Origin of the sequence: Streptomyces sp. SID12501, assembly GCF_010550245.1 — a bacterium.
Classification (GTDB): domain Bacteria; phylum Actinomycetota; class Actinomycetes; order Streptomycetales; family Streptomycetaceae; genus Streptomyces.
The window spans coordinates 123,404-148,116 of the sequence record NZ_JAAGLU010000008.1 but is presented as its reverse complement, the minus strand read 5'-3'; the positions used below and the strand labels follow the sequence as shown (position 1 = coordinate 148,116).

Annotated in this window: 18 protein-coding genes and 3 pseudogenes; 13 read left to right on the top strand and 8 right to left on the bottom strand. The window is 69.6% G+C overall.

Annotated elements, in window-relative coordinates; translation table 11 throughout:
* Window positions 1–160: 160 nt before the first annotated feature.
* The 4 genes from G3I71_RS11550 to G3I71_RS11535 all read right to left on the bottom strand — a co-directional run bounded on the left by G3I71_RS11550 (window position 161) and on the right by G3I71_RS11535 (window position 4,810).
* The gene (locus G3I71_RS11550) at window positions 161–1,903 is read right to left on the bottom strand and encodes a hypothetical protein (protein WP_203729968.1); all 1,743 of its coding nucleotides are present in this window, start codon (window positions 1,901–1,903) and stop codon (window positions 161–163) included.
* Window positions 1,904–2,253: 350 nt separating this feature from the next.
* The gene (locus G3I71_RS11545; RefSeq protein WP_343242924.1) at window positions 2,254–3,201 is read right to left on the bottom strand and encodes a MerR family transcriptional regulator; all 948 of its coding nucleotides are present in this window, start codon (window positions 3,199–3,201) and stop codon (window positions 2,254–2,256) included.
* Window positions 3,202–3,289: 88 nt separating this feature from the next.
* Window positions 3,290–3,805: a glutathione peroxidase gene (locus tag G3I71_RS11540; protein ID WP_164313890.1), complete on the bottom strand. Its 516-nt coding sequence runs from the start codon at window positions 3,803–3,805 to the stop codon at window positions 3,290–3,292.
* A gap of 9 nt (window positions 3,806–3,814) precedes the next feature.
* A complete protein-coding gene (locus G3I71_RS11535) occupies window positions 3,815–4,810 on the bottom strand; it encodes a helix-turn-helix domain-containing protein (RefSeq protein WP_164313889.1) in 996 nt (331 codons plus the stop codon).
* Between the two features lie 122 nt (window positions 4,811–4,932).
* Between G3I71_RS11535 and G3I71_RS11530 the strand changes: the two genes are divergently transcribed.
* From G3I71_RS11530 to G3I71_RS11495, 8 genes and pseudogenes are all read left to right on the top strand, one after another.
* Entirely contained in the window at window positions 4,933–6,156 is a 1,224-nt protein-coding gene (locus G3I71_RS11530; protein WP_164313888.1) for an MFS transporter, read from the top strand.
* Window positions 6,157–6,306: 150 nt separating this feature from the next.
* Complete coding sequence (locus G3I71_RS11525) at window positions 6,307–6,885, top strand: IS607 family transposase (protein WP_164313887.1); 579 nt, start codon at window positions 6,307–6,309, stop codon at window positions 6,883–6,885.
* Window positions 6,882–8,342, top strand: a complete 1,461-nt coding sequence (gene tnpB, locus G3I71_RS11520; protein WP_164313886.1) for an IS607 family element RNA-guided endonuclease TnpB — start codon at window positions 6,882–6,884, stop codon at window positions 8,340–8,342. Before G3I71_RS11525 ends, tnpB begins: the two co-directional genes overlap by 4 nt.
* A gap of 67 nt (window positions 8,343–8,409) precedes the next feature.
* Window positions 8,410–8,796 (top strand): annotated as a pseudogene (locus tag G3I71_RS11515) (ATP-binding cassette domain-containing protein); the annotation flags it as partial.
* 210 nt (window positions 8,797–9,006) lie between these two features.
* Window positions 9,007–10,521 carry a hypothetical protein gene (locus tag G3I71_RS11510; RefSeq protein ID WP_164313885.1) on the top strand — a complete coding sequence of 505 codons (1,515 nt, stop codon included), beginning with the start codon at window positions 9,007–9,009 and terminating at the stop codon, window positions 10,519–10,521.
* A 400-nt stretch (window positions 10,522–10,921) separates the two neighbouring features.
* Window positions 10,922–11,992: pseudogene (locus tag G3I71_RS11505) on the top strand (IS701 family transposase); the annotation flags it as partial.
* Between the two features lie 412 nt (window positions 11,993–12,404).
* Entirely contained in the window at window positions 12,405–12,869 is a 465-nt protein-coding gene (locus tag G3I71_RS11500; protein WP_164313884.1) for an SUKH-3 domain-containing protein, read from the top strand.
* A 99-nt stretch (window positions 12,870–12,968) separates the two neighbouring features.
* A complete protein-coding gene (locus G3I71_RS11495; RefSeq protein ID WP_164313883.1) occupies window positions 12,969–13,781 on the top strand; it encodes a phosphotransferase family protein in 813 nt (270 codons plus the stop codon).
* Here G3I71_RS11495 and G3I71_RS11490 read toward each other — a convergent pair.
* Window positions 13,760–14,263 carry a beta/gamma crystallin domain-containing protein gene (locus G3I71_RS11490; protein ID WP_164313882.1) on the bottom strand — a complete coding sequence of 168 codons (504 nt, stop codon included), beginning with the start codon at window positions 14,261–14,263 and terminating at the stop codon, window positions 13,760–13,762. The two genes, G3I71_RS11495 and G3I71_RS11490, sit on opposite strands and share 22 nt — an antisense overlap.
* Window positions 14,264–14,483: 220 nt before the next feature.
* On the opposite strand from G3I71_RS11490, the gene G3I71_RS11485 reads away from it, so the two are divergent.
* On the top strand, window positions 14,484–14,981 hold the full coding sequence (locus tag G3I71_RS11485; protein WP_164313881.1) for a VOC family protein: 498 nt from the start codon (window positions 14,484–14,486) through the stop codon (window positions 14,979–14,981).
* Between the two features lie 114 nt (window positions 14,982–15,095).
* On the opposite strand, the gene G3I71_RS11480 is transcribed toward G3I71_RS11485, so the two are convergent.
* Entirely contained in the window at window positions 15,096–15,536 is a 441-nt protein-coding gene (locus G3I71_RS11480; protein WP_164313880.1) for a MarR family winged helix-turn-helix transcriptional regulator, read from the bottom strand.
* A 68-nt stretch (window positions 15,537–15,604) separates the two neighbouring features.
* Here G3I71_RS11480 and G3I71_RS11475 point away from each other — a divergent pair, with 68 nt between their 5' ends.
* Together G3I71_RS11475 and G3I71_RS11470 are read left to right on the top strand one after the other, a co-directional pair.
* On the top strand, window positions 15,605–15,907 hold the full coding sequence (locus G3I71_RS11475; RefSeq protein WP_164313879.1) for a cupin domain-containing protein: 303 nt from the start codon (window positions 15,605–15,607) through the stop codon (window positions 15,905–15,907).
* Window positions 15,908–16,009: 102 nt separating this feature from the next.
* Window positions 16,010–17,430 (top strand): annotated as a pseudogene (locus G3I71_RS11470) (ATP-binding protein).
* Between the two features lie 16 nt (window positions 17,431–17,446).
* Here the strand turns inward: G3I71_RS11470 and G3I71_RS11465 are convergent.
* Entirely contained in the window at window positions 17,447–18,502 is a 1,056-nt protein-coding gene (locus G3I71_RS11465) for a trans-acting enoyl reductase family protein (protein ID WP_164313878.1), read from the bottom strand.
* 137 nt (window positions 18,503–18,639) lie between these two features.
* Here G3I71_RS11465 and G3I71_RS11460 point away from each other — a divergent pair, with 137 nt between their 5' ends.
* Together G3I71_RS11460 and G3I71_RS11455 are read left to right on the top strand one after the other, a co-directional pair.
* Window positions 18,640–19,611, top strand: a complete 972-nt coding sequence (locus tag G3I71_RS11460) for a helix-turn-helix domain-containing protein (RefSeq protein WP_164314005.1) — start codon at window positions 18,640–18,642, stop codon at window positions 19,609–19,611.
* 212 nt (window positions 19,612–19,823) lie between these two features.
* Window positions 19,824–21,440, top strand: a complete 1,617-nt coding sequence (locus tag G3I71_RS11455; RefSeq protein WP_164314004.1) for a cellulase family glycosylhydrolase — start codon at window positions 19,824–19,826, stop codon at window positions 21,438–21,440.
* An 82-nt stretch (window positions 21,441–21,522) separates the two neighbouring features.
* Here G3I71_RS11455 and G3I71_RS11450 read toward each other — a convergent pair whose 3' ends face one another.
* Window positions 21,523–24,543 (bottom strand): M36 family metallopeptidase, encoded by a 3,021-nt coding sequence (locus tag G3I71_RS11450; RefSeq protein WP_164313877.1) that lies wholly within the window; start codon window positions 24,541–24,543, stop codon window positions 21,523–21,525.
* Window positions 24,544–24,713 lie beyond the last annotated feature (170 nt).

Below are 24,713 nucleotides of genomic sequence, written 5' to 3'. Positions count from 1 at the left end.
GTAGGAAGACAGGACGCAGGGAGACAGGACGTAGGAAGACAGGACGCAGGGAGACAGGACGTAGGAAGACAGGACGCGGGATGTGAGGAAGCGCCCGCCCCGATCGGGGCGGGCGCTTCCTCACATCCCGCGTCCTCGTACTCCGTGCCCGTTCCTTGTCCTACTTGTTCTTCTCCGCTTCCTTCTCGCACTGCAGGGCCGTCTCCTGGGACGGCCCGCCGTACGTGGAGCTGATCCGGATGTCGCCGGGCTCCTCGACGGTCAGCTTGGTGAACTCGCCCTCGTCCGTCAGGCAGCCGTTCTCCGCCCACAGCCAGGGCGAGTACGCGATCCGTACGGTCACCTCGCCCGCCTTCGGCATCCGGACGACGAGGTTGGCGCCGTCCGCGCTGACCACGGAGGCGGGCCTGTCGACCAGCGGGGTCGCGTTCTTGACCCGGTAGATCTTCCAGTTGGCGTCCTCCCAGACGGGCTGGAGATAGCTCGGCCCGCTGGTCACCAGGGCGTGCTCCAGCTTCGCCGGGCCGTCCGGTTCGCCGTTGACGAGGACGACGAAGCCCACCGCCCACTGGGACAGCCACGCCTTGTAGGCCGTGGGGGAGAAGCCGCCCTCGGGCTCCGCGGTGCCGCCGTGGCCCTCGTAGAAGAGCCGGCCCCGCTCGACGTCGGCCTGCCGGTTCCAGCCGCGGGCCATGTTGATGTACGGGGCGAGGATGGCGGCCTCGCGGTGGTCGCGGGCCGGTACGACCTCGACGCGCGTCTGCTCGGCGCCCAGCCGCTTCAGCTCGTTCACGACGCCGTCCGTCTTGACGGCCCACTCGGGCACCGTGGTGTTGGTGACGATGTCGGCGATCGTCTTGCCGGACAGCCAGCTCACGGAGATGGCCATCGCGAGCCCGAGAGCCACGATGCGCCGCCGGGGCGTGAACCAGGGGAGGGGGAGGGGCAGCCGGGAAGGGGTCACCCGGGCGATGTCCCCGTCCTGCGCCCCGTCCCGCTGCTCGGCCTCCCCCCACCCGGTCCGGTACATCATGATCGCGAGCAGCGTCGCCGGGGCCGCCAGCTCCGAGAGCCGCTCGACGTTCGTACCGATCGGGGTCGGGATCAGGTAGCAGAGGACCACGCCGGCCGCGTACACCGCGGAACCCAGACGCAGTGTGCGCCAGGCGCTCGGGGCCGTCAGGACGACGATCGCGCAGAGAATGACGGGCGGCCATATACGGGCGAACGGCATCGGCTGCTCGCCCTCGAACGGGAAGAGCAGCGTCGTGACGCCCACGACGGCCACCGGGGGCACCAGCAGGGCCGCGGCCCGGCCCCAGTCGCGCGACAGCAGGTAGGCGGCGCCGACGACGAGTACGAAGAGACCGGCGACCGGGCTGCCGGTGGTGGCCAGGGTCGCGCACAGGGCGGCGATGCCGAGGTGCCGTGCGCTGCGCCCGCTCACCACGGCCAGTACGGCCGCCATCGCGAAGGCGGTGCCCAGCACGAACGTCGAGCGCCCCGAGATCACCTGGCACCACAGCGAGAACCCCACCGCCAGGGCCGGCCACAGCGGCTTGCGCACACCTGTGCGGGCGACGAGTTCCGCGCCGAGCACCGTGGCCGCGACCCCGGAGAGCATGGTGGTCGCGACGACACCGATGGCGGCCATCAGGTACGGGGACATCAGGCTGTAGTTGGCCGCGTGCAGTCCGCCGTACCAGAACAGGTTGTACGCGGAGCCCGGATACATCTTCGCGAACTCGGCCCATGCCACCTGGGCGGCCAGGTCGCCGCCGCCGGTCGCGAACACCGCCCACCAGATGAAGTACAGCGGCACCGCGCAGACGGTCACCGTCAGTGCCACCCGGTGGCGCTCGTGCCACACCTCACGTGCCTGCGTGGGCTTGTCGGCGCGCATGACAGGTGTGCGTGGGGTCAGCTCGGCAAAGGCCACTGCAACTTCCGTTTCGCTTCGGCTCGGGCGCGCGCGGACGGCTGGCGGGTGTCCGTCCTGTGGAGGTGTCTCCGGGGTAGACGCTAATCGCACCCCGAGCGTTGGTTTACCGGGCCCCATGTGACCAGGCGGTGACCGGGGCATGACGGAAAAGAGCCCCATCAGCTTGAGATGGTTCCCGGACGGGCGCGACCGGATAATTCCGGCCGCACCCTTCCGGACACATCTCGGGCGCCCTTCAAGCGCTCTTCAGGTGCTCTTCAAGCACCCTCAGGCACTCTCCAGGGTCCCCTACGGGTGCCCCCGGAGCATTTTCACGAACCGACGGGGAGCGGAGTGGGCAACGCGACGGGCAGTGCGATGGGGAACGCGATGTCGCACACCGCGTCGTCCGGCCCCGCCGCCTCCCAGTCCGCGAAGTACACCTCGCGGCACGGCCCCGCCGGCTCGATCCCCTGCCCGGCCAGCCACCGTTCCACCGCCTCGAAAGCGGCGATGATCTGCGGATGGGCCACCTGCGCCTTGGTGATCCGCGTGTACGCGAGCCGCCGGGCCGGTTCCACCCGTACCGCCGTCTCCCAGGCCCGCCCGTGCGCCTTCGCCCAGGCCCGCGCGGCGGCCTCGTCGGCGACCGGGACGCACGACTCGGCCGGACCGTCGCTCTCCATGGACACCTCGGCGTGGTAGACGACGAACGGCGCCGCCGTCACGCCCCCGCACTCCCGGGCCCCGGCTTCCAGGCGTCCCAGTGACGCCCCGATCCACGCGGGCAACTCATCCGCGAGGGTGTGCCGTGTCTCCGTCAGCACCACCCGCTCGGGTACGTCCACGGTCTCGACCACGAACTTCCCGTACAGCTCTTCCATCTCGGAGCTCCTCCCTGACAGTCGTCCACGGAGGTAGTCGGCGAGTGTCCGCTGGCCCGCGATCCGCGCCTCGACGTCCGCCCAGTAGGCGGCGAGCCGCTCGGCGGCGGCCGTCCCGTCCAGCTCGACCAGGGCCACCAGCTCGCCGATGAGGGCGAGTGGCATGTCGAGCCGGCGCAGCAGGGCCACCAGGCGGGCGCGTTCGGCCTGCTCGGCGCGGTAGTAGCGGTAGCCGCTCGTCCCGTCGACGTGCGCCGGGGCGAGCAGCCCGAGCCGGTCGTACAGCCGCAGGGCCTTGGGCGAGAGCCGGGCCCGCGCGGCGAACGCGCCGATGGTGAGCAGGCCGTCGTTCCCGTTGCCGTACCCGTAGCCGTCCACCCCGACATCCTCCGTCACCGGGCACGGTCGGCCCGGTGACAAGGACGCTCACCCTTGCCCCAGGGGCAAGGTCAACCCACGGAACCGGGGCAGAGAACCGGACAGGTCAGCCGATGGCCTTCTCCACCGCGCCCACCAGCTCGTCCGTCTCCGGCTCGGTCTGCGGGGAGAAGCGGGCGACGACCTGGCCGTCGCGGCCGATGAGGAACTTCTCGAAGTTCCAGCGGATGTCACCGGTGTGGCCCTCGCCGTCGGCGAAGCCCACCAGACGGTCGTACAGGGTGTGCCGGGCGTCCCCGTTGACCTCGACCTTCTCGGTCATCGGGAAGGTCACGCCGTACGTCGCCGAGCAGAACTCGGCGATCTCCTCGGAGCTGCCGGGCTCCTGGCCGAGGAACTGGTTGCAGGGCACCCCGAGGACGGTGAAGCCCTTCTCGGCGTACCGCGCCTGGAGCTTCTCCAGCCCCGCGTACTGCGGGGTGAGCCCGCACTTGGAGGCGACGTTGACGATGAGGACGGCCTTGCCCGCGTACTGGGCGAGGTCCGCGGAACCACCCGTGAGGGCGCCGATCTCGACGTTGAGGGGGGAGTCGACGGGGGAGGAAGTGGCATCTGTGGTCATAAGCGGATGCTAACTCCGGTAGGTGTCGGGCCCGGCTCCCGCCCCCGAAGCCGTGACCAAGACCTCACCGGCCGCCGTACGGGAGTACAGCACCGACCGCCCCGCCCGCCGCCGCTCCACCAGCCCCGCGTCCAGCAGCACCCGCAGATGCCGCCCGACCGAGCCGAGCGTCTGCCCGGTCACGGCGGTCAGCTGGGTGGTGCTGTGCGGCGAGTCGAGGAGTACGAGCACGACGGCCCGCGCAGGTCCGAGGAGCGCCCCGAGGGCGGCGGACGCGCTACGCCCACCGCGGTGCTCGGCCAGCACACCCGCGCACGGGTAGATGACGGCGTACCGCTCCGGATCCTCCCAGGCCACCCAACCCGCCTTCGGCGTCACGGGTACGAAGACCAGCTCGGCCCCGGAGATCTCTCGGGGCGGGTACTCGTGGAGATTGACCTGGAGCCGGTTGTCCCCGAGCCAGCGTGTCCCCGGCCGCAGAGCGTCCAGCACCGCGGCCCAGCCGCCTTGGCCGACCTGCGCGGTCCGGGCGACCACATCGGCTTCGAGGACGCGTCGGCGCCGGTCCCAGTACGGGCGTACGGCCTCCTCCCACACGTACGTGAGGAGGTCGGCGGCGCGTTCCGGGAGGTCGTCCCGGTCGGCGAGGGCGGCGGGGAGCGGGCCGGGGCGGGAGCGGACGAGGTGGTCGCGGGCCAGGGCGGGGGCGACCGCCCGGACGCGCGCGACGGCCTCCTCGAACGTCTCGCCGTACCGGGGAGTGGGGGTCAGGAAGTCGGCGATCCAGTCACGGCCGAGGCCGACACGGACGAGGAGGGCGGCGGTCGGGTCCTGCGCGAGACGGTGACGGTACGCGGGCAGGTGGGCGGTCAGCCAGGCGCGCTCGCCGGGGTGCGTGGCAGCCCCGGTGTGCAGCAGCCGGAGGCTCGCGAAGGTCTCGGCGAGGGGCGAGATGACGAACCGGCTGCGGGCGAGGGTGTCGGCGTTCACCTGCCACCAGCCCATGCCCGTACCTCCGTCCTCTGCCCTCTGTCGTCCGTCGGTGTGGAGCGCGCCTGACGTTTCCTGACGTTTCGCGTGTGCGCGAAACAATAACGAGGAGCGGGTGCCTCTCGCAGACTCCCCGGATGCGCAGCTACTCCGCCCTCTTCCGCACCCGTGAGTTCACACCGCTCTTCCTCTCCACGTCGCTGAGATCGGCCGCCTCGACGATCGGCGGTCTGGCCCTCGCCACCCTCACCTACCGTGCCACCGGCTCGCCCCTGCTCTCCGCCCTGAGCATGTTCGGCCCCCAGCTCGCCCAGGTGGTGGGCGCGACGACCCTTCTCTCGGCCTCCGACCGCCTGCCCCCGCGCGCGACCCTGACGGGCATCGCGCTGGCCTTCGCGCTCGGTACGGCGGCGATGGCGACCCCGGGTCTGCCGATCGGGGCGGTTTTCGCCGTGCTGTTCGTCCTGGGGCTGATCGCATCGCTGGGGGCGGGGGTCGGCTGGGGCCTGCTCAACGAGATCCTGCCGAAGGAGGGCTATCTGCTGGGGCGTTCGGTCTTCAACATGTCGAACGGGCTGATGCAGATCGCGGGTTTCGCGACCGGCGGGGTCATGGTGGCGACCCTCTCCCCCCGCACCACACTCCTCACCTCGGCGGCCCTCTACCTGGCGGGCGCGCTGATGACCCGCCTGGGCCTGACCCGCCGTCCGCCCCGCCTCTCCGGCCGCCCGTCCATCGGCCAGACCTGGCGTACGAACGCCGAGTTGTGGTCGGCCCGCCCCCGCCGCCTCACCTACCTGGGCCTCTGGATCCCCAACGGCCTGGTCGTCGGCATCGAATCCCTCTACGTGTCCTACGACCCCGGCTCCGCGGGCACCCTCTTCGCCTGCGCGGCCCTCGGCATGCTCATCGGGGACATGACGATCGGCCGGTTCGTGTCACCCCGGCTGCGCCGCCGACTGGCCGTGCCGCTGCTCCTGTTGCTCGCGGTGCCGAACCTGGTGTTCGCCCTGGGCCCCGGGGTGTGGGTGGCGGCCGTGACGGTCTGCGTGGCCTCGGTCGGTTACGGCGCCACCCTGGTCCAGCAGGAACACCTGATGTCCCTCACTCCGCCCGAACTCTCCGGCCACGCCCTCGGGTTGCACTCCGCCGGGATGCTCACGATGCAGGGCGTGAGCGCGGCCCTGGCCGGCACGATCGCCCAACTCACCTCCCCCGGCGCGGCGATGACGATGATGGCGGCGGGGTCGGTGTGCGCGACGGTGGGGCTGGTGGCGGCGGGGCGGCGGGAGGGGCGCGGCCGGGGTGGAAGCGAGGGCGCGTATTCGAGCCCGGCGGAGCGGTCGCGCTCCGGCTCGTAACCCCTGGCGGTCCCCGGACCGGGTGAGGAATTCCGCGCGCGGGAAGAACTGGGCAGGACATGCGCGGCTCGACCGGCCTGCTAAGGGGTGGACAACAGTTCCCATTTTTTTCAGTGGATATCCAGTATTCTCAGTGAATAGCCTGATGTCGTGAAGCTTTCCGAGTGGGCAGTACGCAACGGCGTGCACTACCAGACTGCGTGGACATGGGCGAGAGAGGGCCGTATGCCGGTCCCGGTCGTCCAGACGCCGTCCGGTACATGGCTGGTGACCGAGCCCGCCCCTCAGGCCGCTGGGCGGGTCGTGGCCTACTGCCGTGTCTCGTCCGGTGACCAGAAAGCGGACCTGGAACGGCAGGTCGCCCGTACCGTGCAGGGGGCAACGGCCCAGGGGCTTGCGGTCGCTGATGTGGTGACGGAGATCGGCTCGGGGGCGGCCGGGCGCCGCCGCAAGCTGCACCGGATGCTCGCCGATCCGGGTGTGGGAACGATCGTGGTCGAGCACCGGGACCGCCTCGCCCGGTTCGGCGTCGAGCACCTGGAAGCCGCTCTCTCTGCCACGGGACGGCGCCTGGTCGTCCTCGACCCGACAGAGACCGCCGACGACCTCGTACGGGACATCACCGAGGTCCTGACCTCGATGTGCGCCCGTCTGTACGGCCGCCGCTCGGCGCAGAATCGCGCCGCCCGGGCCGTCGCCGCCGCGACCGGCCCGGAGGCTGCCGGATGAAGAAGTTCAAGCCGCTGCCGGGTTTCACCGTCCTTGCGCACAAGCTCGCACTGGACCCGAACGCCACGACCACCCGCCGCCTGCACTCGCACGCAGGTGCCGCGCGGGCGGCGTACAACTGGGCGGTCGCCTACGTCACCGCCGTGTGGTGGCAGCGCAAGGCAGAGCAGTCGTACGGCATCCCCGAAGACGAGCTGACGCCGTGGCGGTCGTGGTCGCTGCCCTCACTGCGGAAGGCGTTCAACGAGGACAAGCGCACCAACGCGCGTTTCGCCGGCTGGTGGGAGGAGAACTCCAAGGAGGCCTACAACACCGGCCTGGCAGGCGCGGCAGCGGCGTTCGACAACTACGCGAAGTCGAAGAGCGGTAAGCGCAAGGGCCCAAGGATGGGCATCCCCCGCTTCAAGGCGAAACGGAAAGCGCGCCTGACGTGCCGGTTCACCACCGGCACGATCCGTATCGAGCATGACGGCAGGCACATCACCCTGCCCAGGATCGGCCGCCTCCGCCTCCACGAGAACCGGACCGACCTGCGAGCCCTCATCGACGCGGGGCACCTGCGGATCCTGTCCGCAACCGCATGCCTCGACCGGGGCCGCTGGTTCGTGTCCCTCCAGGTCGAACAGAAGCACCAACTGGTGAAAGTAGCCCGCCCGGACACGGCGGTCGGCATCGACCTCGGCATCAAGACCCTCGCGGTCCTCGCGGACAGCGACGGTGTCCGTGGCGAGGAACCCAACCCACGCCACCTCGACCGCGCACACAAACAGCTGCGCTGCGCCAGCCGTGTCGTCTCGCGCAGACAGGGGCCGGACCGGCGCACTGGGCAGCAGGCGTCGAAGCGCTGGGAGAAGGCGAACCGGGTGCGGAACAAGGTCCATCACCGGGTCGCGAACCTCCGCGAGGACACCCTCCACAAGATGACGACCCGTCTCGCCCGCGAGTACGGCACGATCGTCGTCGAAGACCTCAACGTCGCCGGAATGGGCCGCAACCGGCGCCTGTCCCGCCGCATTGCGGATGCCGCGTTCGGCGAGATCCGACGCCAGCTCACCTACAAGACCCGTCGGCACGGCACACGCCTCATCGTCGCCGACCGCTTCTTCCCTTCCTCGAAGACCTGCTCCCGCTGCGGTGTGGTGAAAGCCAAACTGCCCCTCAGTACGCGCGTCTTCGAGTGCGACAACTGTGGACTCGTCCTGGACCGGGACGCGAACGCCGGACACAACCTGGTCGCCCTCGCGGCCCGCACGACAGGTACCGGAGTGGCCGGAGACCTGGACAACGCCGTCGAGGCGGAGTCGAAGCCCCGTGGAGCCGACCGCAAGACCCGCACCACCCGCCCGAGCCGCAAGGCCCAGGCGGGGCGGGCAGGTGGCACAATCCCCAGCCCCCGGGCCGGGAAGGAAACGGGAGACCGTCAACAGGCCACCAGGACGCAACTCGCGCTCTGGTGAAACCGTTACGGACCATTCCGGCAGAAACGCCGGGATTGCTGAGAGCACTTGATGATCAAAGCAACGGTGGGACACTCTCCTAGCCCGCGGCTACAAGGGAGGGCACCAGATCTCCGGCGGCCAGTGGCAGCGCCTCGGCATCGCCCGCGCCCGGCACCGCGACGCCCGTATCCTCGTCGTCGACGAACCGACCAGCGCGCTGGACGCGGAGACCGAGCAGCGCGTCTTCGACCAGATCCGCAGCCTGGCAGCGGCGGGCCAGACGATCATCCTGATCACGCATCGCCTGCACAGCGTCCGGCACGCGGACGAGATCTACGTCCTGGAACGGGGCCGGGTCGCCGAACACGGCACGTTCGAGGACCTGTTGAGGCCCGACGGTGACGGACCGGGGCTTTTCCGGCGGATGTACCTCGTGCAGTCGGAGCAGTACCGGCTGGACGACGAACAGTGAGCCGGGTCCCAAACCGGGCCGTAAACCAGGTAGTGATCCACATCACAAGATCATGATGTAAAGAAAGTAAAGGAAGCGTGCCATCGGGGTGCGTGGGGCTGGCATGCTCATGCGTGGCTACTGAGGGGTAATCGTTCGAGCTCAACCCCTGGCTCAACCCCCGTGCCCCGTCCCGTCATTCGATCAACTCGATTCCGAGGACCCCCACGCGTGCACAAGCTCACCAGACATGCCCTGCTGGCATCGGTCACCGTCGCGGCCCTGCTCACCACAGGCTGCTCCGCAAGCTCGTCGACCGAGGCGGACAGCGCGGGTGCGGCTGCGGCCGAGATACCCGCTGCCGCCAACACGCCGGATCAACTCGCCGTCGTACAAGCCCCGTTGGGCAACGCGGCCCCCACAGCCGTGGCAACGCAGAACGCGGCCGAGGATGGTGCCGGAGCGCGGAAGTCGTCGCTCAAGGTCGCCTCGTACGACAAGAAGAGCGGCCGGGCGGTCATCACCGCGAAGTCGGTGACCGCGCCCGCCGACGGCACGAAGACCCCGTCCGCCTCCCCCGCGTCCTCCGCTCCCTCCTCCGCCTCGCCCTCCGCGACGGAGACAACTGCCGCCCCCGCAGCGCCTGTTGCCGTCGGTGACGTCATCGCCAGCGCCCCCGCGCCCGGTGCCCCCGACGGTCTGCTGGCCGAGGTGACCGAGGTCGTCGGTGACGCCGCGGACGGCGGTACGGAGGTGGTCACCAAGTCCGCCGAACTCAGCTCCGTACTCGGTGAGAGCAAGGCCGAGGGCGATGTTCCGGTCGACCCGTCGGCCATCGAGGTCGATCCGCTCGTCGAGGGCGTGAAGGTCTCCTGGGCGAAGACCGGTGACCTGACCTTCGGCCCCGAGGGCGCCAGGCTCCCGCTGGGCAGCCTGCGTATCGACGTGGGCGCCGCCATCGCCACGGCCGAGGGCGCTCCTGCCTCGGCGTCGGCCTCGGTGCAGGGCTTCGTGCAACTCGCGCCCGAGGTCGCCTTCTCGTACGACGGTTCCGGCAGCGGGACGGGCTCGTCGCCCGGCGGCGCGTTCCTCGGCCTGACCGGTGACTGGGCCTCGAAGTGGTCCCTGAAGGGCCGCGCGGCCGGTACCACCACGACCGACGGCAAGCCCCTGCGCATCCCCTTCGCGAAGCTCCACTCCGACCCCGTCATCTACGCGGGCCCGGTCCCGATCGTCGTCAACCTCGACCTGGTCTGCTACTTCCAGATCGACGCCGACGGCAAGGTGACCGTCGACGTCGAGCAGGACCTCAAGGGCGACTTCCGTGTCGGCGGCAGCTTCTCCTGGAGCAAGGGCTGGCAGTCGGTCAGCGAGTCCGAGATGACCGGCACGCCGCTGGACGTCAACGTCACGGCGACGGGCGACGTCAAGGCGTCCCTGGGCGCCGAGGCCTCGATCGGCCTGTACGGCACCGTAGGCGTCAGCGCCGACCTCGCCCCGTACCTCCGCGTGGAGGCGGACGCGGCGGCGGGAGGATCGAGCAATGGCACGGGCTCGGCGAGCGGCACCTGGGCCCTGTACGGAGGCCTCGACCTCTCCGGGGCCCTCCAGATCCAGCTGACCATCTTCGGCACGCCGATCTTCCAGACCCGCATCCCGCTGGGAGAGCTCCACAAGGAGTGGCCCCTGGCGAAGGGCGAGGCGTCGGCGACGACCGCGCCGGCGACGGTGAAACCGGCGGCCTGACGTACGTCGGCCTCACGCCTGCCTTCCCACGACTGAGGGGCCCTTCCGTCCGGTACCGGACGGAAGGGCCCCTCAGCCGTTCGCGGAGGTCCGAGGGTCTCCGGCGGGGACGGGATCCCGTCCTGGCTCACAGCGATGGAGGGGTGGGCAACCGGCGTGTGCATCCGGACGTCCAGGCGGTCCTCGATGCCACCTCGGTCGACAATCGGGGCAACAATCATGGAGGTTGTGGGCTGGTGGAGTGTCTGACCCAAGTCCTGGACGCCGATCTCGATCCGACTGGTACTACAGCCGTGACTCGTTACCGTGTCCGGTCGGTGTGTGACGCGTTGTCCGGTTCGTGGATACGGAACGGGCTGTACAGGTCTGGGCGGGCTGGTTCGATGACTTCTTCGCCTCTTTGGCGGGGGTCTTCGGGCGGGTCGAGCCGCGACGGATGGCGATGTCGTATGTGAAGGCGTTGATCGCGCCGGTCGAGCGGAAAAACGGCTGGCAGATCGCTGAGCACGTCGGGCACGCGACGCCGGACCGGGTGCAGTGGTTCCTGGCCCGCTCGACCTGGTGCGCGGATCAGCTCCGCGATGCTCTGCGGTTGCTCGTGGTGCAGTTCCTGGCCCGGCCGGACGGGGTGCTGGTGCTGGATGAGACGGCGTTCTTGAAGAAGGGCCGGATGTCGGCCGGGGTGGCCCCGCAGTACGCCGGGATCACCGGCCAGATCGAGAACTGCCAGGTCGCGGTGTTCTGCGCCTACGCCACCGACACCGGCAGAGCGTTGATCGACCGCGAGTTGTACCTGCCCGCCGCCTGGTGCGAGGACTCCGATCGCTGCCAGGTCCAGCGCATTCCCCGCCCCCGTGCGAAGGCCGTGGTCACCAAGCCCGAACTGGGGCGGCGCATGGTCGAACGGTGCCGCCGGGCCAAGGTCCCGTTCGGATGGGTGGCCGCCGACAGTGCTTACGGGCAGGACCGCAAGCTCCGTGCCGCACTCGAACGCCGCCGCATCCCCTATGTCATGGCCGTCCCGGTCGACGAGGCCGTACACACCCACGGCACCGGAAACCTGCGCGTGGATGCGTTCGCAGCCACTGTCCCGCTGCTCTTCGAACGCCGCTCCTGCGGGGCCGGCGCCAAAGGGCTGCGCTCCTACGACTGGGCGCTGGCCGAGGTCACCTGGCCCGGCGGTGCCGAGGGCGGCCCCCGCCGCGGCCACCTCCACCTGCTGCTGGTGCGGCGCTCGATCACCGACCCCACCCGGATCGCCTACTTCGCCGTCCACGCCAAGGCCGGCACCCCGATCGGCGAGATCGTGCGCGTGATGGGCCTGCGCTGGAGCATCGAGGACTGCTTCGAGACCGCGAAGTCCGACTGCGGCCTGGACCACTACGAAGTCCGCACCTGGGACGCCTGGCACCGCCACATCACCCTGTCCATGGCCGCCCTCGCCTTCCTGACCATCACCGGCACCCGCACCCGCGACCTCCCAGAACCCGACAGCACTGCCGAGTCGCCCACGCCGGCCGATCCGGCCCGGACACCCGAAAAGGGGGAACATTCAGGGCTGTTGAAAAGCTGATCCGCTACACGGCCGAAGAGATCCGCCGCCTGCTCAACCGACTCCTCTGGGCCACCGCACCCCCACCACCGGCAACCGTGATCAAGCAGTCACACTGGCGCCGCACCCACCAGGCACGCGCACAACGCTGCCACTACGCCACCCGCGACAAACGAGATCACGAGTCACGGCTGTAGTACTGGGACCACTGCTGCGGCCACTGTGGGGCGGGCCAGAGCGAACGAGAACTTCAATAATCTCATTGGACCGTGCGACAGTTGCAAGGCACTTGTGGAGTACTTCGATATCGACTTGCAGTTGGGGTGACCGGATGTCTCGATTCACCTCCGAGGTGGAGAGCGTTCTTCGACGGGCCGGCTGGCTCCCGGACCGCCGGTTTGACCTTGCTCCTTGGAAGTCCTCGATGTCAGGTTTTCTTTGGCATGCGGCCGCTGAGGAATTCCTTCAGGAGTTCGGAGGCATCCGAGTGGACATCAGCGGCTCCGGCATCACGTGCGCGCGAGAGCCGTTCGAGTTCGACCCGGAACTTGCCATCGGGGAAGAGGGTAGATTTGCGGAGCTTTCCGAGTTGTTCGGCCGCAGCTTCTTTCCGTTGGGGGAGATAGGTCAGGGAGAGTTCTTCCTGGCAATCGACGAAGAAGGTGTCGTCTATCTCCTTGCAGCCTGGGTTCTCAGAGTGAGTTCGGGGGATTCTGCCCTGGAGCATCTCGTCACGGGAGTTGCTCCGGAAAGACTTGGCGCGCCTAATGGAAGCATTTCGCAGATGAGCGATTAGCCGGTTTCGGCGACAAAATGGCCTGCCGGACAATTTCCGGTGGACCCTTTCGTAGTGCTGTGCGGGACCACCTCCTCCCATCTCTGCAACAGTGCACCCATGCCGACCGATCGCATCGACTTCGCCGATCTGCCCGACGATGTGCAGGGCTCCGTACTCGCCCGCACTGGTCCGCTCCTGAGCGTCGAAACCGTGTCGTCCGGCTTCAACTCAGCCATCTCCGCGCGACTGACGACCAAGCAGGGTGAGGTGTATGTCAAGGGGTTGCCCGCAGATCACCCCCGCGTATGGACGCAGCAGCGAGAGGCGGTCGTCGGCCCGTACGTGAGCGGCGTTTCTCCGCGTGTGCGGTGGCACCTTCAGGCTGGCGGATGGGACCTTGTCGCCTTCGATGCGCTCGACGGCCGCCACGCCCACTACGCACCCGGCTCGGACGATCTCCCGCTCGTCGCCGCGACTCTGGAACGGTTGTCCGGCCTGTGCGCGCCGGACGGCGTAGAACTCAAGGACGCCGGACACCGGTTGCGTGAGCACGCGCCTGCCGCATCCCTCGCGCACTTCACCGGAGACGCCCTCTGCCACACCGACCCGAACCCCGCCAACGTCATGGTCGGTCAGAGACGGGTGTGGCTCGTCGACTGGGCATGGGCCACCCGAGGAGCCCCGTGGCTGGACGCCGGGTACTGGCTCGTCTGGCTGATCGCCGAGGGCGGTCACTCACCCGAGAGCGCCGAGCAATGGGCTTCTCGTATCCCCGCCTTCCGAGAGGCTCCGGAGGACGGGCTGAACGCGTTCGCGGCGGCCAACGAAAGCGTCTGGGCCGAGATCGCCGAGGAGTCGCCCAACTCCTGGACCCGTAGCGTCCATACGGCCGCCGAGGCGTGGGCGGCTCACCGTGTGCGGTCGGCCTGAATCACCGGCGGCACTGCGGTTCGTCGGTCCGGGGGCTGCGGCAAGGTGGCCAAACCGGCGGGACGGCGACCGGCAGGATCGCCGTCCCCGGCCGGCCATACGGCTAGCCGGTGCCCTCGGAGGATCCTGACCTTGTTGATGCTGACCCCGCCGGGGTGGTTCGGCCAGGTCATGACGGTCCACTTGTCGATCCCCGCAGCTGGCTGCCAGCTTCCGTCCCCGAGCCACTGGACGCGGTTGTTGCCGGTCGAGATCCGGGTGACCCACCAGTTCGTGGAGATCAGGTTGGCCTCTCCGGCGTTGGCGTAACACCGCATCTGTGAGTCCTCGCCGGGCCGGTGGATGGTGATCTGCAGGAAGTCGGTCCGGCTGCACGTGCCTTCGTTGATCGCGAACGCGCTCGTCGCGCCTACGGTGAGTGAGGCCGTCACCGCGACGAACGTAAGCGCGGCCAGGACCGCCTGTTTGGCGATTTGCTTCATGGGGGGTTGTCCACCTTCCAGGAGTAGAGGCGGACGACCATGACGAACGACGCTGTGGGCGGGTGAGCGGCGCACTCGTTCTGGATGGAATTCAACGGCATTCATGAGGGTGCTGTGCGCTGCCACCCGTCACGCGTGTTCTAGGACAGCTTCTGACCTACTTGAGAGCTAGCGTCGTCGTCACGTCGAGGCACTCGCACGCACTTCAGGAGGCGGTCAGATGTCCGTGAACCCGGTTCCCCAGGGCTATGCCACCGTGACGCCATGGATCATCTCTCGCGACACGGTGCGGCTCATCGACTTCATGAAGAGGGCGTTCGGCGCGGAGGAGCTCGCGTGTCTGGCCGGCAAGGACGGCAGCATCGAGCATGCGGAGGTGCGGATCGGTGACTCGGTGGTGATGATGTTCGACGCGCGGCCGGAGTGGCCGCCGACCCCTGGCTTCCTCCGCCTCTACGTCGAGGACGCCGACGCCGTGCACCGTCAGGCGGTCGCGGCCGGCGGCACCTCGGTCACCGAGGTCACTCATCTGTTCTTCGGAGACCGGGTCGGCCGGGTGCGCGATCCGTTGGGCAACCTGTACTGGATCCAGACCCGCGTGGAGGAGCTGAGCCCGCAGGACATGGAAAGCCGCCTCGGCGACCCGGAGTTCACCAAGGCGATGGAGTACGTCCAAAGCGCCGACTTCTTCCCGGGCCAGGATTCTGGCCCCGGCTGATCGGTGACCGGCGGAGCGGCACATCCCGCGAGTGAGGAGAGGCTGTCCAGGATCGGTGGGTGACGAACGAGAGCCTGGGCCCCCTGCGACAGTCCAGGCAGGTGGCCGGCCGGCTCACCAGGCGGGGCGGATCGGCCCCGGTGGCGTGAGCCGGGTCAGGTCGGCGACGAGTTCGCTGAAGCGTGCCTCGCCCAGCGCCTCTCGCCAGGGTGCGACGGCAGCCCGGGCCGCCTGATCGGCGGCGCGAGTGGCGGCCCAGCCGGCCTCGGTCAGTTCCAGGAGCCGGGCGCGGGCATCGTGGGGGTGCGGATGCCGCACCACGTACCCCTTGCGGACCAGCTCCTCGACCAGTTGGGCGGCGGCCTGCTTGGTCACCCCCAGATGTTCGGCCAGCGCGGCCGTGGTGGCACCGCCCAGGGAGATGCGGACGAACGCGAAGCCGTGCGCGGGCCGCAAATCCTCGAATCCCTGCTCGGACACGCCGGCGTGGATCTCCTGCACCAACTGTCCGGAGAGTGCCAGCACCAGTGCGGAGAAGGCGAGAGCGTCATCCATGGCTTGACTATAACTCGGCAAGCTGCTTGTCTTTATGGACAAGCTACTTGTCTAAAAAAGGGGCTGACATGCCTTTCATCCGCAGCACCGAGGCCGTCGCGCACGAGATCCACGGTGGCCGCTTCGTCTCCTACGTCCGTCCGGACACGGGCAGCCGGGACCTCGCCGCCTGGCGCACCGAGGTCCCGGCCGGAATGGTGGGCCCGGCCCATACGATCAGTCACGAGGAAACGTTCTACGTCCTCTCCGGTCGCCTCCGGCTCACCATCGGCGGCGAGAGCGCCGAACTCGGCGTCGGCGACGCGGCGGTGGCTTCGGCGGGCTCCGAACTGGCCGACGGCAGCACCATCACACCGCCTTGGGCTCGTTAGGGCCGCCTCGAACGGCGTAGAACAAGTCGAGCATGCCCCGTAGGCAATGGTATTGATGGCGATAGTATCGCTACCGATACTATCGCCTACGGGGGTCTTCTCATGCGTCGCTTCATCAGCAGGGACCGCGAGCTGGCCGTGCTCCGCACTGCCCTTCAGTCCGTTCGGGACGCCGCCGGGTCGGCCAAACCAGGCCAGTGCATTCTCATGCGGGGCAGGCGCCGGGTCGGCAAGTCCAGCCTCGTCGAGGAGTTTCTCCGGCGCACCGAGACGCCGTACCTCTTCTTCACCGCGGCGGGCGGTACGGCGGAGGACGAGCTGACGGAGCTTCTCGACGGCGTCGCCCGGTCCACCCTGCCTGGGCGGGAGCTGTTCGCGGAGGAGATCCCGGTGCAGTGGAACGCGGCCTTCAGGTTGCTTGCCGAGGTTCTGCCCGACGACCGCCCGAGCGTGGTCGTCATCGACGAGGTGCCGTATCTCATGGACCGCATCGACGCCTTCGAGGGCATGCTGCAGCGGGCGTGGGACCGTCTGCTCAGCCGCAAGCCGGTGCTTCTCCTCCTCGTCGGATCCGACCTGTCGATGATGGAGGCGCTGAACAGCTACGACCGTCCCTTCCATCAGCGGGGGAGGGAGATGGTCGTGGGGCCGCTGAACCCGGCCGACATCGGCGAGATGCTCGGCCTCGAACCCGCTGCCGCCTTCGACGCCACCCTGATCACCGGCGGCCTCCCGCTGATCTGTGCGGAATGGCGGCCCGGAGCGGATATGTGGAGTTCCTCCGAGACTCCCTCGACAATCCGATCTCCGCGCTGCTGGTCTCCGCCGAGCGCTCACTGGCCGCGGAGTTTCCACCACAAGCGATGAGCGGGGAAGTCCTACGGGCGATCGGGACCGGCGAGCGAACCTTCACCAACATCGCGCGCGCCGCCGGCGGCATCTCCCACACCACCCTCACCCGGGCCACGGACGTCCTGACCGAGAAACGGGTCGTGGCAGCCGAACTGCCCCTCTCGCTGAGGCCGTCGAAGGAACGCCGCTACCGAGTGGCCGACCCCTACCTGCGGTTCTGGCTCGCGTTCCTGGATCCGCACATGGCGGAGATCGAGCGGATGAGAGGGGATCTCACCCTTGGCCGGATCGAGGAACAGTGGACGAGCTGGCGGGGCCGCGCGATCGAGCCCCTGGTCCGGGAATCCCTCGCCCGCCTCCTCCCGGACGGGCCCCTGCCCGCTGCCCCGGCGATCGGCGGGTACTGGACCCGCAGCAACGACATCGAGATCGACCTCGTGGGTGCCGACCGGCAGCCGGTGGCCAAGCAGTTGCTCTTCCTCGGCTCGGTCAAGTGGCTGGAGAACTCCGCGTTCGACAACCACGACCTGGCCGCGCTGCAGAAGCACCGGGCGGCGATCACCGGCGAGCCCGTACCGCTCGTCGCGGTCTCCCGCAACGGGGTCAGCTGTTCCGGGCTCCAGGCGGCATACGGGCCCGAGGAACTGCTCGGCGCCTGGCGCAGGACCTGACACGGGCTCCTGCCGCCTACCGGAACAGTTCGAGCGAGATGTGCTTGGACTCGGACAGAGCGCCCAGAAAGTCGACCGCGTCGAAGGCCGCCCCGGCGGACGCGACACCGACCGTCCGCGTACGTCCCGTCAGTACCCGCTCCACCGCCTCCACCGCCAGCGGCGCGCTGACCGCGTAGATGTCCCGCCCGCGCGCCACCGCACGCCGTTCCACGCCCCCGGCCCGTACGACGACGTCCACGACGAACGTCTGCGCGGACCGCCCGTCCTCGTCGACCGCGACCGGTGCCGGGGTGTCCGGGGCCGACAGTTCCCTGGCCGCGTCCGCCGCCATGTAGCCGCGTACCTCGGGAATGGTCAGGTGGCTGGGGACGGTGACGACGTCGGCCATGGAGAACTCGCCGATCACCTCCCGGGGCCCCATCGGGTCCGGGAAGGACCACTTCAGGGTCGGCAGCGCGTCGTCGTGGTACTCCAGGCGCCCTCCGCTGTAGCGGACCCGGCGGCCGTTCCTGCGGTCCCGGGAGACCGCGCCCGCGGTGCGCGTCCCGGCGGTGGGGTGCCAGCTGCTCAGCCCGTACGCGATGTGCGCCTCGTCGGCCGACGTCCAGTCGCCCATCGCCGCGGTGACCAGCAGGTCGCTGAGGCCGCCGAAGAAGGCCATCGCGGGGATCACCAGGGCGTTCGCGGCACGGGCACGCTCCGCGAAGTGCGTGAACGTGTCGAGGTTGGCCTCGATCTCGGCCGCCACGTCCACATACGGGATCCCGGCCCGCAGCGCCGCCTCGATCACCGGCGCCGCCGTCGCCGCGAAGGGCCCGGCGCAGTTGATCGCGGCCGCCGCTCCGGCCAGCGCGCGGTCCAGCGCCCCCGGGTCGTCGACCGACGCCGGTCGTACATCGAGCCCCGGGCGGAACACGGTCAACTCCTGTGCCAGATTGCCTAGTTGATCCGGGTCCCGCCCGGCGAGGATCGGGACGTACCCACGCTCCAGCAGCTCCGCGACCACGAAACGCCCGGTGTGCCCGTACGCGCCGAACACCACAACTGCCTGCCCCGATACCGATCCCATGTCTTCTCCCCGTCGCGTTTCAACTGTTGCCATCCTGACCGCGACGCCCGATCCGCACGAGTGTCCGGAACGACATGCCACGTACAATTCCGGACATGGAAATGGGTATGGGGACGGGCGCGGGGATGGGCGCGGGGATGGGTACGAGGACAGTCGCGATCGCCGTCACCGACGGCATGCTCCACTTCGAACTCGGCATCGCCTACGAGGTCTTCGGCTCCGATCTCTCCCACTTGGTCGACCCCTGGTACGACGTCGCCCTCTGCGGCCCCGGCCCGATCCGCGCCGGCAGATTCCTCCTGGAACCCGACTCCGGCCTCGACCGTCTCCCGTACGCCGACACGGTGATCGTCCCCGGCTGGGCCGACGTCGACCAGACGCCGCCCGCCGAGCTGGTCGACGCGGTGCGCGCGGCCCACGAGGCGGGAGCACGCGTCGCCTCGCTGTGCACGGGCGCGTTCGTGCTGGCCGCCGCCGGACTGCTGGACGGGCGGCGCGCGACCACGCACTGGGCGCACACCGATGTCCTGGCCGCCCGTCACCCTGGGGTGGAGGTCGATCCGGACGTCCTCTACGTCGACAACGGCAGCGACAACGGCCGTGTCCTCACCTCCGCCGGCAAGGCGGCCTCGATGGATTTGTGCCTGCACCTCGTACGCCTCGACCACGGCTCGGCGATCGCCAACACCGTCGCCCGCCGCCTCGTCGTACCCCCGCACCGGGCAGGCGGGCAGGCGCAGTTCGTCACCGCGCCGGTGCCCGCCCAGGACGACCATCCGCTCGCCGACCTGTTCCCCTGGGCGATCGAAAGGCTCGACCGCCCGCTGACCGTGGAGGACCTGGCCCGCCGGGCGAACATGAGCTCGCGCCACCTCGGCCGCCACTTCCGTACGGTCACCGGCACCACCCCGCTGCAATGGCTGCTCACCCAGCGGATCCGGCGCGCCCAGGAGCTGCTGGAAGCCACCGGTGACAGTGTCGACGCCATCGCGGAGGCCGTCGGCATGGGCACCGCCACGACACTGCGCCGCCACTTCAACCGCACGATCGGCGTGCCCCCGGACGCGTACCGCCGTACCTTCCGCAACTCGCGCTCCAGCGCGGGATGATGCGCGACACCTTGACGTGTCCCTGTCGCGGTGGGTTTATGGGAGCGCTCCCACATTTCCCCTCCCGCGTTCCTTCTGATGCTGAAGTTTCTTCGCGCTCACTCCCTGGAGTCGCAGTGAGAACAACGAGAAGCACGACAAAAGGCACGACACGAAGCACGACACGAAGCACGACAAGAGGCACCACGCGAAAGAACCCCATAACCGTCCTGCTGACCGGGCTCGCCACGATCCTCGGCCTCCTGGTGCTTGCCCCGGGCGCCGCCCAGGCCGAGCAGCGGCCCGCCGCCTTAGCCACCGGCCTGCACATCTCGGGGGGCCGTCTCCTCGAAGGCAACGGCAACGACTTCGTGATGCGGGGCGTCAACCATGCCCACACCTGGTACCCGACCCAGACCCAATCCCTCAGGGACGTCAAGGCGTTGGGCGCCAACACCGTCCGCGTCGTCCTCGCCGACGGGCACCGCTGGACCAAGAACACCGCCGACGACGTGGCCGCCGTCGTCGCGCAGTGCAAGGCCAACCGCCTGATCTGCGTACTGGAGGTGCACGACACCACCGGCTACGGCGAGGACACCGCCGCCGGGACACTCGACGAGGCGGCCGACTACTGGATCGGCCTCAAGAGCGTGCTCGCCGGTCAAGAGAACTACGTCATCATCAACATCGGCAACGAGCCCTGGGGCAACACCGATCCGGCCGGCTGGACGGCCCCCACCGTCGCCGCCGTACAGAAACTGCGCGCCGCCGGCTTCCAGCACACGATCATGGTGGACGCGCCCAACTGGGGCCAGGACTGGCAGGGCGTCATGCGCGCCAACGCCCAGTCCGTGTACGACGCCGACACCACCGGCAACCTGATCTTCTCGATCCACATGTACAGCGTCTTCGACACGGCGGCGGAGATCACGGACTACCTCAACGCCTTCGTCACGGCCAAACTCCCCATCCTGATCGGTGAGTTCGGCGGCCCGGCCGACCAGTGGGGCGATCCGGACGAGGACACCATGATGGCGACCGCCCAGCAGTTGAAGCTGGGCTATCTGGCCTGGTCGTGGAGCGGCAACACGGACCCGATCCTCGACCTGTCGATCGGCTTCGACCCGAAGCAGCTCAGCACCTGGGGCCAGCGCATCTTCAACGGCGCCAACGGCATCGCCCAGACCTCCAAGGAGGCCACGATCTACGGCGGCGGCACGGGCACCGACACCCAGGCCCCGACCGCCCCCGGCACGCCGACAGCATCCGCGACCACCGCCACGTCGACCACCCTGACCTGGACCGCGGCAACCGACAACGTTGGCATCGCCGGCTACGACGTCGTCCGCGTCAACGGCACCACGGAGACGGCAGCCGCCTCCTCCGCCACCAACACGGTCACCGTGACCGGCCTCACCGGGGCCACCGCATACACCTTCGCCGTGTACGCACGGGACGCGGCCGGCAACCGTTCGGCCCGCTCGGCCACTGTGAGCGTCACCACGTCCCCGGGCGGCGGCACCCCCGGAGTCAGTTGCTCCGTCGCCTACCGCGTCGTCGGTGAGTGGCAGGGCGGTTTCCAGGGTGACATCACCCTGCGCAACACGGGCACGACCGCCCTCACCAACTGGACGCTGGGCTTCGCCTTCGCGGGCGGCCAGACGATCAACAACATGTGGGGCGGTACGCCCACTCAGAGCGGCGCCAACGTGAGCGTCGTACCCGCCTCCTACACGGCCACGATCCCGGCCGCCGGCTCGGTCTCGGTCGGCTTCATCGGAGCGAAGGGGGCGACGAACCCGGCGCCGACCACCTTCACCCTCAACGGCACCACCTGCACGACGAGTTGATCCGCGTCATCCGTGGCAATCGCCGAAGGGCGGCGTCCCGTATCCGGAACGCCGCCCTCTGGCCTGCTGGTTACCCCGTCCGTCAGCCCTGATGGGGCCTGCCGTGGACGACGAGTTCGGTCATGTCCAGGTAGTCGCAGCCCGAAGGGCCGGAGTCCTGCGCGCAGTTCACGCCGTTGTCGACGGCCTGGTTGCCCAGCATCGTCACACGGACGTACCGGACGTTCAGCCCGGTGCCCGTGTTGAGCGGCACGGCGTTCTCGCGGCCGGTGTCGGCGGGCCCGAAGTGGCCCTCCGCGGCGGTGGCCCAGGTGGTGCCGTCCGTGGACGTCTCGATCCGGTAGTCGCCGAGAGACGCCGTCAGGTCGTCCCCGCAGCCCGACGTCGGGTCGACGCGCAGGTCACTGACGTCCACGGCCGCGGGCAGCCGTACGGTGTTGTGAACCGGGTCGACGCCGGTGCCGTTGGTGCCGCCCTTGGCGTCCGAACCCCAGACGCTCGCCGACATGTCGATCAGACCGGCCGGTCCGCAGCCGAAGTCGCTGTAGTCGACGCCGCTGAACTCCGCGACCTCGGCGCCGCCGGAGGAGGCCGACCAGTTGCGGCGCACCGTCCAGTCGGCTCCGCCCGAGGTGACGGTGAGCGTGCGGATCTGCGGCTCGTAACCGTTGCCGCTCGCGTAGACCTTCCGGTACGTGCCCTCGGGGACGTTCCGGATCGCGTACGTGCCGTCCGCCGCGCTCACCGCGGAGAGGTCGGCGCCGGGGAAGCCGGAGGAGTGGCCGCTGATGCTGACCGTGACCCCGCCCACCGGGGTGCCGGCCTCGTCGTCGGTCACCTTGCCGGTGAGCGTGACCACCGGTGTGTTCGGGCCGGGCGGCAGCGAGAAGTCCTCGTCGGGCCGGGTGTCGTCGCCCGTGAGAGCGGCGGCGAACCAGCCCATGCCACGGTGGGCGAAGACCTGCCAGACGCGCGCGTGGGCACGCCCGCCGTTGACCACGGTGTCGGCCTGCAGAATGGCGTTCCGCTGGTCGAGGAAGGACGGGTTCACCGGCGACAGCTCCATCGCCCGGGTGACGAGCGACTCGGTGAGGCGGCTGCCGAGCGCGTCGCGCAGGTCCCAGAGCGTCTCGCCCCAGATCTCGCCGTCGCCGTGCACCTCGGGACCGCGGGAGGCGATCTTCCCGTAGTCGCCGTAGGTGTACCCGCCCGGGCCGGCCCCAGCCGTACCGTGGCACTTGGCCGACGTGGAGCCGACCGGGCAGTCCAACGCCTGGGAGCGCGCCGGGAGTTCGTCGCTCCAGCCCGGAGCGTCGAGCGTCACGTCGCCGTCGGTACGCCGACCGTCCTTCAACAGGCCCTCGTTGTTGAGGAAGTCGAGGGCGTACCAGTCGCTCCACGCCTCGCCCATGGCCCCCGACTGCTGGCTGTTGAGGGCGGGGACGCCGTCGGCGTCGGTGACGAGCCGGTGGGACAGGCCGTGGGTGTACTCGTGGTAGACGGTGGCCGCGTCGTCGCCGAAGTTGCCCTGCAGAATCGTGTAGCCCGGCTCGGAGCCGGTCAGGTACATCTGCATCGTGGGCGCCTGGCCGTCCGGCGGCGTACCCATGTTCGCGTTGTTCAGATGGTCGCTGTCGGGCAGCCCGTCCTTGATGGCCGCGCCGTCGTCCGTCTGCGCCTGTACGCCGTCGCCGTCCCGGGTGTCGAAGTTGCCCGCGGCCCGGGTGAAGCCGATCGGACCGGCTTCCAGGTGGTCGTGGAAGGTGCCGAGGAAGTAATAGACCTGCGCTGCGTTCTGCTCGCGGTTGGTCTGCCAGGAGTTCGGCGTCTTCTGGTCCCACGAGCAGGGCAGCGGGGTGCCGCAGCCGTCACCGGTGAAGGGCTTGAACGGGAAGGAGAACGTCCCGTCGGCCGCCGGGGTGACCTCCTCGCCCGGGTCCACCTCGTTGTTGTCGTTGACGTCGCTGTAGACGTGCCCGACCGACCCGTCGAGGGTCTGCGCGCCCTCGGGAAGCCAGCCCCGGGCGGTCAGATGACGGGTGTGCTGCTTGCCGCCGGACCGGGCGCCCGGGTACTGGTCCCAGACCAGCACCTTGCCGGTCTGCCGGAGCGTGCCCGCCGAGGACAGGCTCGGGGACTGCTCGCCGGACCGCTCACCGCCGGACTGCTTGGCGGACGAGGACGAGGACGAGGACGAGGACGAGGACGCGGGCTTCTCGGGCGTCAGGTCGGAGGACAGGTTCTGCCGGTACAGGACCCGGCCGGTGCCCGCGTCGACCACGTGCAGCCACATGCCCTGGCCGTCCGGCGCGGTGACCGTCCGCCACGCACGTCGGGCCGTGCCGCCGCCCGGCACCGTGTACACCACCTGCTTGGCGGTGTCCGAGGCGCCGAGGCTCACGGCCCCGCCGCCCGCGATGTCGCGAACCGCGGTGCGCCGGGCCTGGGTTCCGGTGATCCTGGCGGGTGCCAGCGCGGACGGCAGCCCCCGCACCGGGGCGCCGAGCACGCTGATCAGCCGTCCGTCGCGGGCGACGTTGGCCTTGACACCGTTGCCGAACACCGGGACACCGTCGACCGACTGGACGAAGGAAAGATGCCGTATCCCGGCGACATCGGTGTACTGCTTGCGCAGGGTGAGTCCGCGGACCTGGTCGGCGGAGAGCCCGAACACATCGGGATGCGCCCGAAGATACTGCCGGGCGATGTCCTCCGGATCTGCGCCACTGGCCGACGTCAAGTACCCGTCGAGCCGGGCCACTTGACGTGCGGTACCGGTGGCCGGGTCAAGTTCGAGCACACCCTGCGCCCCGAGCTGCTTGCGCAACTGCCGTACGCCAGGCCGCTGTTCGGCCTGCGTCAGCCGGGCGTCGTTCCGCGCGAGCGACTGCTGCGAGGGTATGGGCGCCAGACCGTCGGCCGCCGGGGAGCCCGCCGGGGAGCCCGCCGGGGTGTCTGTCGGGGAGTCGGCCGCGGGGCGGCCCACCGGATCGCCCGGGGCCGCGTTCGCGCCGCCGGGCAGCAGAGCGACGGCCAGCGAAAGGCCGGCCGTCGCGGTGAATATGGTCGCGCGTGTTCTGCGCGAGAAGGGGGCTTTCGCCATGGTGCGCCTCGTGGGGGGTGAGGTCGAACGACCGCATGGAGCAGTCGAGTTGTGCGCCTCAAACCTCTCAGGGCGCCCAGCACAACAGGAAGCCTGAAAGTTCAATATTCACAGGAGCCTCACAGGTCACTTTTCTCCGCGCTCAGTACCGGGGTATCGGTCACAGCCCC